The organism is Thermophilibacter sp., from assembly GCF_966187215.1.
In genome coordinates, this window is the sequence record NZ_CBIFYV010000009.1 from 1 (window position 1) to 7,893 (window position 7,893).

The following is a 7,893-nucleotide window of genomic DNA, read 5'->3' on the forward strand; positions in this document are numbered from 1 at the left end:
GCCGCCGCGTGGTCCTCTCGGCTATCGAGCACGACTCGGTGCTCGACCTCGCGGGACCCCTGCGCACCCGGGGCTTCGAGGTTGAGCTCGTGCGCCCCGGCCGCGACGGCGTGGTGTCGTCCGACGCCCTCGAGGGGCTCGTGGGCGACGACTGCGCGCTCGTCTCGGTGATGGCCGCCAACAACGAGACCGGCGTCCTGCAGCCCACGGGTGCGATCGCCCGGGCGGCGCACGCGCGCGGCGCTCTCTTCCACACCGACGCGGTGCAGGCCCTCGGGCACGTCCCGCTCGACGTGGCCGACGCCGACGCCGTGAGCGTTGCCGCGCACAAGCTCGGCGGCCCCGTCGGCGTGGGGGCGCTCCTCGTCCGGGGCCGCGCGCCGCTGCGCCCGCAGTCCTTCGGCGGCGGGCAGGAGGGCGGCCGTCGCGCCGGGACCCAGGACGTCCGCGGCGCGCTCGCGTTCGCCGCCGTGGCGACCGCGCTCGCGGGCTCGCTCGAATCCACGCGCGAGCTCGTGGCCGGTCGCGCCCGCGCGCTCGTCGACCGGCTCTGCGCGCCCGGAACGGGCATCGAGCCCACGGTGTCCGCGGAGGTGCCGCGGCTCCCGGGCATCGTGAGCATCATGGTCCCGGGCCTCGACTCCGAGACGCTGATCCTCGCGCTCGACCAGGAGGGCTTCGAGGTCTCCGCGGCCTCGGCGTGCTCCTCGGGCTCGCTCGACGCGAGCCACGTCCTTCTCGCCATGGGCGTCCCCCGCGACGAGGCGCTGGGGTCGCTGCGCATCTCGTTCGACGAGCGCGTGAGCGAGGACGACCTCGCGCGCTTCGCCGACACCCTCATCCGCATCGTCGCCGAGCGCTCCGGCGCCCGGCGACCGTAACGCACCGACAGAGAGGCAGCCATGACCGAAGCCACCGCCCTGACGCGCCTGCAGGAGCTCGACCTCGAGCTGCTGCGCCACGCCTCCAAGCTCGCCGCCATGCCGCAGCGGCGTCGTCTCAAGACCATCGAGCTCGCCAAGCGCAAGGTCGCCAGCGAGCTTCTGGGCATCGTCGGGCAGCGCAAGGACGCTGAGCTCGAGATCGCCGACACCGAGGAGCGCCTCGCGCACTACCACGAGAAGACCGCCGAGGTCCAGGCCACGGCGGAGGCAGGCGAGCGCACCCATCGCGAGCTGCGCGACTTCGAGCAGCAGCTCACGTCGCTGGCCAAGCACATCGAGAAGGCCGAGTTCGCGCTCGGGCCGCTGCGCGAGCGCCTCGAGCGCCTCGAGCGCGCCGAGCGCAACGCCCGCCGCACCGAGGGGAGCCTCGACGACGAGCTGGCGTCGACCCAGGAGTCCCTGGACCGCGACTCCGCCGACGTCCGCGCGCGCATCGTCGAGCTGAGCCGCGAGCGCGAGCGCCTGGCCGGCCAGGTGAGCGCCGAGCACCTGGCCGCCTACGAGGCCGCCCGCAAGCGCTTCAAGGGCCTCGCGGTCGAGCGCCTCAACGGGAACGTGCCGAGCGTGTGCCGCGTGAAGCTCCAGCCGAGCCAGTTCCACGACCTCGCGCACGGCGACGAGATCACCGAGTGCCCGTACTGCCACCGCATGCTCATCACCTCCGAGGAGGCGGAGCAGTGAGTGAGAGGGACCGGGGAGTGGGCGCGCGCCGCGCGCCGCGCGTTCTTCTCGCCGTCTGCGGCGGGATAGCCGCCTACAAGGCCTGCGAGGTCCTGCGCGGCCTCCAGAAGGCGGGCTGCGAGGTCCGCGTGACCATGACCGCCGACGCCGAGCGCTTCGTGGGCGCGGCCACCTTCGAGGCGCTCTCGGGCGCGCCGGTGGCCGACTCCCTCTACGGCCATCCGGAGACGCCGATCCCGCACATCGAGCTCTCCGAGTGGGCGGACCTCGCCCTCGTCGTGCCCGCGACGGCCAACGTGATGGCCAAGATGGCGACGGGCATCGCCGACGACTGCCTCACCACGACGCTGCTCGCCTGCCACGGCAGCTGTCCCGTCCTGGTGGCGCCCAGCATGAACACGCGCATGTGGGAGAACCCGGCCACGCAGGCCAACGTCCTCACGCTGCTCGAGCGCGGGGTGCGCCTCGTGGAGCCCGCGTCGGGGCGGCTCGCCTGCGGAGAGGTGGGTGCGGGCAAGCTCGCCGACGTCGAGGACATCGTGTCCGCGGCGCTCAAGCTGATCGGAGACATGACGCGACCGAAGGACCTCGCGGGAGCGCGGCTGCTCGTGAACGCCGGGCCCACGCACGAGGCCATCGATCCCGTGCGCTACATCGCCAACCGCTCCACCGGCAAGATGGGCTTCGCGATCGCCGCGGCGGCCCTCGCGCGCGGCGCCGAGGTCTGGCTCGTGGCCGGGCCCGTGAGCCTGCCCACGCCGTTCGGCGCGCGTCGGCTCAACGTGACCTCGGCTGAGGACATGCGCGGCGCCTGCCTCTCGCTCTTCGGCCACGTGGACGCCGCGATCTGCTCGGCCGCTGTGGCCGACTACACGCCGGCGCGCCCGGCCGACCACAAGCTCAAGAAGAGCCGCGAGCACCTCGACGCGATCGAGCTCACCGAGACCGCGGATATCCTGGCCGAGCTCTGCGCCGTGAAGGGGGACCGCGTGGTGGCGGGCTTTGCCGCCGAGACGGACGAGCTTCTCGCCCACGCGCGCGAGAAGCTCGAGCGCAAGGGAGCCGACCTCATCGTCGCCAACGACGTGAGCCGACCCGAGTCCACGTTCGGCGCCGACACCAACCGCGTGTCGCTCGTGAGCGAGGCCGGGACCAAGCAGCTCGAGACGATGCCCCTGCCGCAGGTGGCCGACGCCATACTTGACGCGGTCCGGGACCTGCTGCGCGAGAGGGGGCGGCTGTGAGCGGGCGGGACGCGGGCGCGCGCCTGCTGCTGGGCTGCCACCTCTCCACGTCGCGCGGCTACGCCGCCATGGCCGACGACGCCGTCTCGATCGGCGCGACCACGTTCGCGTTCTTCACGCGCAACCCGCGCGGGGGCAACGCGCGCGAGCTGGACGCCGACGACATCGCCGCGTTTCTCGCCACCCTGCGCGAGCACGATTTCGGCCCGCTCGTGGCGCACGCGCCCTACACCTACAACCTCTGCTCGGCCAAGCCCGAGACCGTGGGGTTCGCCCGGCGCGCGATGCGCGAGGACCTGGCGCGCCTGGAGGCACTGCCCGGTAACTACTACAACTTTCACCCCGGCAGCCACGTCAAGCAGGGAGCCGACGAGGGCGTCCGCCTCATCTGCGATGGCCTCAACGAGGTGCTCGAGCCCGGGCAGCGCACGTGCGTGCTGCTCGAGACCATGGCGGGCAAGGGCACCGAGGTCGGGCGCAGCTTCGAGGAGCTCGCGCGCATCATCGACGGCGTGGGGCACGACGAGCTGCTCGGCGTATGCCTGGACACGTGCCACGTCTGGGACGCGGGCTACGACGTCGCCGGCGCGCTCGACGGCGTGCTCGACGAGTTCGACCGCGTGATCGGGCTCGACCGGCTGCGGGCGCTGCACCTCAACGACTCCAAGAACCCCCGCGGCTCCCACAAGGACCGCCATGAGCGCATCGGCCAGGGCCAGATCGGGCTCGACGCCTTCGCCGCGGTGGTGCGCTGCCCGCGCCTCGCGGGCCTGCCGATGGTGCTCGAGACCCCGCAGGACGGCCTCGACGGCTGGGCGCACGAGATCGCACTGCTGCGCGGCCTCGCGGCTGGGGAGGGGACGGCGTAATGGGGATCCTCATCGGACTTGAGCACGTGAGCCACGAGTGGCCGGGCAAGCGGGTGCTCGACGATCAGACGATCGGCATCAACGAGGGCGAGCGGATCGGCATCGTGGGGCGCAACGGCGACGGCAAGTCGACGCTGCTCGAGATCGTCGGTCACCGCCTCGAGCCCGACGCCGGCAGCGTCACCTGGCGGCGCGGCATCTCGGTGGGCTACCTTGGGCAGGCCGACGCGCTCGCCGACGACGACCCCGTGCGTCGCGCGATCTTCGGCGACGTGCCGGAGTACACCTGGGCCTCCGACGCCCGCGTCCGCGCGATCCTCGACGAGCTCGTGGGTGACCTCTCGCTTGACGCCCGCGTGGGCGAGCTCTCCGGCGGCCAGCGCCGCCGCGTCGACCTCGCCCGCGTGCTCTGCAACCGCTGGGACGTCATCTGCATGGACGAGCCGACCAACCATCTCGACCTCGCCGCCATCGAGTGGCTGGCCGGGCACCTGCGCCGCCGCTGGCCGGCGGGCGAGGGGGCTCTGCTCGTGGTCACGCACGACCGCTGGTTCCTCGACGAGGTGTGCGAGCACATGTGGGAGGTGCACGACCGGCGCATCGAGCCCTTCGAGGGCGGGTACTCCGCCTACATCCAGCAGCGCGTCGAGCGCGACCGCCAGGCCGCCGTCATGGAGGAGCGCCGCCAGAACACCCTGCGCAAGGAGCTCAACTGGCTCGCCCACGGCGCCAAGGCCCGCACGAGCAAGCCGCGCTTCCGCGTGGAGGCCGCGCGCGCCCTCATCGCCAACGACCCGCCGCTCAGAAATCCGCTCGAGCTCAAGCGCCTCGCGGTGAGCCGGCTGGGCAAGCAGGTCATCGAGATGAAGGACGTGAGCTTCGCCTACGAGGGCGGCTCGCGCGTCATCGACGACGTCAGCTGGATCATCGGTCCCGGCGACCGCTACGGCATCCTCGGGGCCAACGGCGCGGGCAAGTCGACGCTGCTCGCGCTCATGACGGGACGGCTCGCGCCCACGTCGGGCACCGTCAAGATCGGAGCCTCGGTGCGCTTCGGCTTCATGAGCCAGCACCTCGACGCGCTCGGCGAGAAGGACGGCTGGCGCGTCATCGAGGTGCTGGGCCGCTACAAGCGCAGCTACCTCGTGGGCGGCAAGATGCAGAGCCCCACGCAGCTCATCGAGCGCCTGGGCTTCGAGCAGCGCGAGCTGCAGAACTTCGTGCGCGACCTCTCGGGCGGGCAGCGCCGGCGCCTCGCGCTGCTCTGCGTGATTCTCGAGGAGCCCAACGTGCTCGTGCTCGACGAGCCGGGCAACGACCTCGACACCGACATGCTCGCCGTGATGGAGGATTTGCTCGACAGCTGGCCGGGGACGCTTCTGGTGGTGAGCCACGACCGCTACCTCATGGAGCGCGTGACCGACGACCAGTTCGCGCTCATCGACGGCCACGTGCGCCACGTGCCCGGCGGCGTGGACGAGTACCTGCGCCTGCTTGAGCAGCTCGATGTGGCGCCGGAGCCCGACCCCGCGTCGACGGCCGGGCCGAGCGCGTTCGCGCAGGGCTCGTCGTCGGGCCTCTCCAACCAGGAGCGCCGCGAGCTCAAGAAGCGCTTCGACGCCGTGAGCCGCAAGCTCGAGAAGACGGCGGGGGAGCCCGACGAGCTGCGCGCCGCGATGGCCGCGGTCGACCCGAGCGACTACGAGGCGCTGATGGCCGCCCAGAGGGCGCTCGACGACTGCCTCGCCGCCCGCGAGGCCCTCGAGGACGAGTGGCTCGAGCTCTCGGAGCGCCTCGGGATCGAGTGAGCGGCGGCGCCCTTCTCGCCCCGCGCGCCCTTCTTGCCGAAGACCTCACACCACGCAAATACTTTTCAAATCGATTTGCCCGTCAACAGGGCTTTTGTTGGCGAAGGTTTGAGAAGTAATCGCGTGGTGCGAGGTTTTCGGAAAGGGGACGTCGTGAGGGCCCTCAGCCGAGCACGCCCGCGGCGCGCAGCGCGGCCTCGAACGCGGCGAGGTCGGCCCCGTCGGGATGCCCGAGCGCGCGGTCGTAGTTCTCGATCATCGGGGTGAAGCGCTCCGGGTCCCTCTCGGCCATCGCGACGTAGCGCTCGCGCACCGAGGGCGGCATCTGCCCCTGGCACATGAAGCGCCCGATCACCTCGGCGCCGTCGGGCAGCGCCGCCTGGTAGCGGTCGAGCACGCGGTCGTAGTAGTCCTGGCTCCCGCCGAACCCGCAGGTCCCGAAGACGAAGACGCGCTTGCCGGACAGCTCCGGAAGCGCGGGCGCCAGCTCCTCGGCCAGCCCGCCCTTGTCGCACCACGAGCCGAGCAGCACCACGTCAGCCGCCTCGACGTCGTTGACGAGCGCGTCGCCGAGCGCCGCGCGCGCCCGCTCGGCCAGACGCTCGGTGTTCCCGCTCCTCGACGCGCACACGATCGCAACCCTCATTGAGCCGCCTCCCAATCGAACCTCTCAATGTCAACGCGGCCGTCGGGGAGGAAGCCCACGCCCTCGTCCTCGAGCAGGCGCCGCTGCTCGCCCGGGCCGCCGAAGGCGAAGCCCGGCGCCAGCCGCCCGTCGGCGAAGACAACCCGGTGGCACGGGACGCCCCCGGCCATGCCCGGGCTCGCGTGCATGGCAAAGCCCACGAAGCGGGCCTTGCGCGGCTCGCCCATCAGGCGCGCCACCTGCCCGTAGCTGGCCACGCGGCCCGCGGGTATCTGGCGCACCACGTCGTGGGCGCGCGCGAAGAACGACTCGGACACGGCACCTCCCAACCGAAAACCGCTATCCTTCAGGCTACCCCATACGCGACCGCCCGGAGGCCTCCCATGAAAATCGACCGCAACGCCACGGCCCTGCTCGTCATCGACGCCATCGAGGCCGTCGGCGACGACGCCCTCTACGACCCCGACGCCGCTACCGCCGCCTACCGCGCCGCGGTTGCCCGCGCCGTTGACGCCTGCCACGAGGCCGGCGTGCCCGTGATCTTCTGCAACGACGCGCACGTGCGCGGCCTCGACCGCGAGCTCGAGCTCTGGGGCGAGCACGGCATCGCCGGCGAGACGCGCGTCTACCCCGAGGTCGAGGTCCTGGACGCCGACATCACGATCCCCAAGCGCCGCTACTCCGGCTTCTTCCAGACCGACCTCGACCTCACCCTGCGCGAGCTCGGCGTCTCCACGGTGATCGCCGTGGGCTGCGACACCAACATCTGCGTGCTGCATACGCTCGCCGACGCCTACTTCAACGGCTACGCCTCCGTCGTGGTGACCGACGCCACGATGACCTTCCTCTGCGGCACGCAGGAGGGCGCGCTCGAGCACTGCGAGAAGTGCTACGGCTCGGCGCTCGTGACCTCCGAGGAGCTCGCCGCCGCGCTGGCGTAGGCTCACGCGCCCCAGCGGCGCCGCACCCCCGAGAGGAACGCCTCGGCGGCGGGCGAGAAGGTCTGGTAGCGCTTCCACGCCACGAAGATCTCGGCCGTCACCTCCGGGTCGAGCGGCCGAAACGCCAGGCCGGACCCCTCCGAGGTGTCCACGATGCCCTCGAGGCTGATGACGCAGCCAACCCCGCGCCGGGCGAGGAGCGCGGCGTTGTAGAGCAGGTTGTAGGTGGCCACCACGTCGAGCTCGTCGAGGTCGCGTCTGAACCAGGTGCCCATCTCCCGGTCGGCCTGCTCCGACAGCACGAGCGGCCGCGACGCGAGGTCGTCGGGGCCCACGGCGTCGAGCGCCGCGAGCGGGTCGTCCTCGCGCACGAACGCGCCCCAGCGGTCGCGCGCGGGCAGCCGCAGGCTCTCGTAGCGCGAGAGGTCGGCGTGGCCTATGAAGACGCCGAAGTCCGCGCGCCCCGTCTCGAGGCGCTCCGCCACGTCGCGCGCGTTGCCGCTGTGCAGCGAGAAGCGCACGAGCGGATAGCTGTCCTTGAGCTCGGCGATCACGTCGGCGACGAGGCCCATCGCCGGGGTCTCGCCCCCGGCCACGCGAACCTCGCCGGCAATCGTGTCAGCGGAGAGGCGGAACTCCTCCTCGGTGCGCCCCACGAGGTCCACGATCTCCTCGGCGCGGATGCGCAGCCGCATGCCGGGCTCAGTGAGCGAGATCCTCCGGCTTCCGCGCTCGAACAGCCTGCAGCCGAGCTCCCACC

At 72.1% G+C, this 7,893-nt stretch carries 9 protein-coding genes; 6 read left to right on the forward strand and 3 right to left on the reverse strand.

Going from position 1 to position 7,893, the window contains the following annotated elements; all coding sequences use genetic code 11:
- The 5 genes from ACWTSU_RS01025 to ACWTSU_RS01045 form a co-directional block, all read left to right on the forward strand.
- Positions 1–881, forward strand: an 881-nt coding sequence (locus tag ACWTSU_RS01025; RefSeq protein ID WP_455138047.1) for a cysteine desulfurase family protein, incomplete at its 5' end; no start/stop codon positions are given.
- 21 nt (positions 882–902) lie between these two features.
- Positions 903–1,625 (forward strand): zinc ribbon domain-containing protein, encoded by a 723-nt coding sequence (locus ACWTSU_RS01030; protein WP_455138048.1) that lies wholly within the window; start codon positions 903–905, stop codon positions 1,623–1,625.
- Positions 1,622–2,869 carry a bifunctional phosphopantothenoylcysteine decarboxylase/phosphopantothenate--cysteine ligase CoaBC gene (coaBC, locus tag ACWTSU_RS01035; protein ID WP_455138049.1) on the forward strand — a complete coding sequence of 416 codons (1,248 nt, stop codon included), beginning with the start codon at positions 1,622–1,624 and terminating at the stop codon, positions 2,867–2,869. Before ACWTSU_RS01030 ends, coaBC begins: the two co-directional genes overlap by 4 nt.
- Positions 2,870–2,937: 68 nt before the next feature.
- A complete protein-coding gene (locus ACWTSU_RS01040) occupies positions 2,938–3,738 on the forward strand; it encodes a deoxyribonuclease IV (protein ID WP_455138055.1) in 801 nt (266 codons plus the stop codon).
- Entirely contained in the window at positions 3,738–5,546 is a 1,809-nt protein-coding gene (locus tag ACWTSU_RS01045; protein ID WP_455138050.1) for an ABC-F family ATP-binding cassette domain-containing protein, read from the forward strand. The genes ACWTSU_RS01040 and ACWTSU_RS01045 overlap by 1 nt, the downstream gene beginning before the upstream one ends.
- Positions 5,547–5,709: 163 nt before the next feature.
- Here ACWTSU_RS01045 and bilS read toward each other — a convergent pair whose 3' ends face one another.
- Positions 5,710–6,192 carry a flavodoxin family protein BilS gene (bilS, locus tag ACWTSU_RS01050; protein ID WP_455138051.1) on the reverse strand — a complete coding sequence of 161 codons (483 nt, stop codon included), beginning with the start codon at positions 6,190–6,192 and terminating at the stop codon, positions 5,710–5,712.
- Positions 6,189–6,509 carry an MGMT family protein gene (locus tag ACWTSU_RS01055; protein WP_455138052.1) on the reverse strand — a complete coding sequence of 107 codons (321 nt, stop codon included), beginning with the start codon at positions 6,507–6,509 and terminating at the stop codon, positions 6,189–6,191. The genes bilS and ACWTSU_RS01055 overlap by 4 nt, the downstream gene beginning before the upstream one ends.
- A 66-nt stretch (positions 6,510–6,575) precedes the next feature.
- Between ACWTSU_RS01055 and ACWTSU_RS01060 the strand changes: the two genes are divergently transcribed.
- Positions 6,576–7,133, forward strand: a complete 558-nt coding sequence (locus ACWTSU_RS01060; protein ID WP_455138053.1) for a cysteine hydrolase family protein — start codon at positions 6,576–6,578, stop codon at positions 7,131–7,133.
- Between the two features lie 2 nt (positions 7,134–7,135).
- Here ACWTSU_RS01060 and ACWTSU_RS01065 read toward each other — a convergent pair.
- On the reverse strand, positions 7,136–7,893 hold a 758-nt coding region (locus tag ACWTSU_RS01065; RefSeq protein ID WP_455138054.1), incomplete at its 5' end, for a LysR family transcriptional regulator.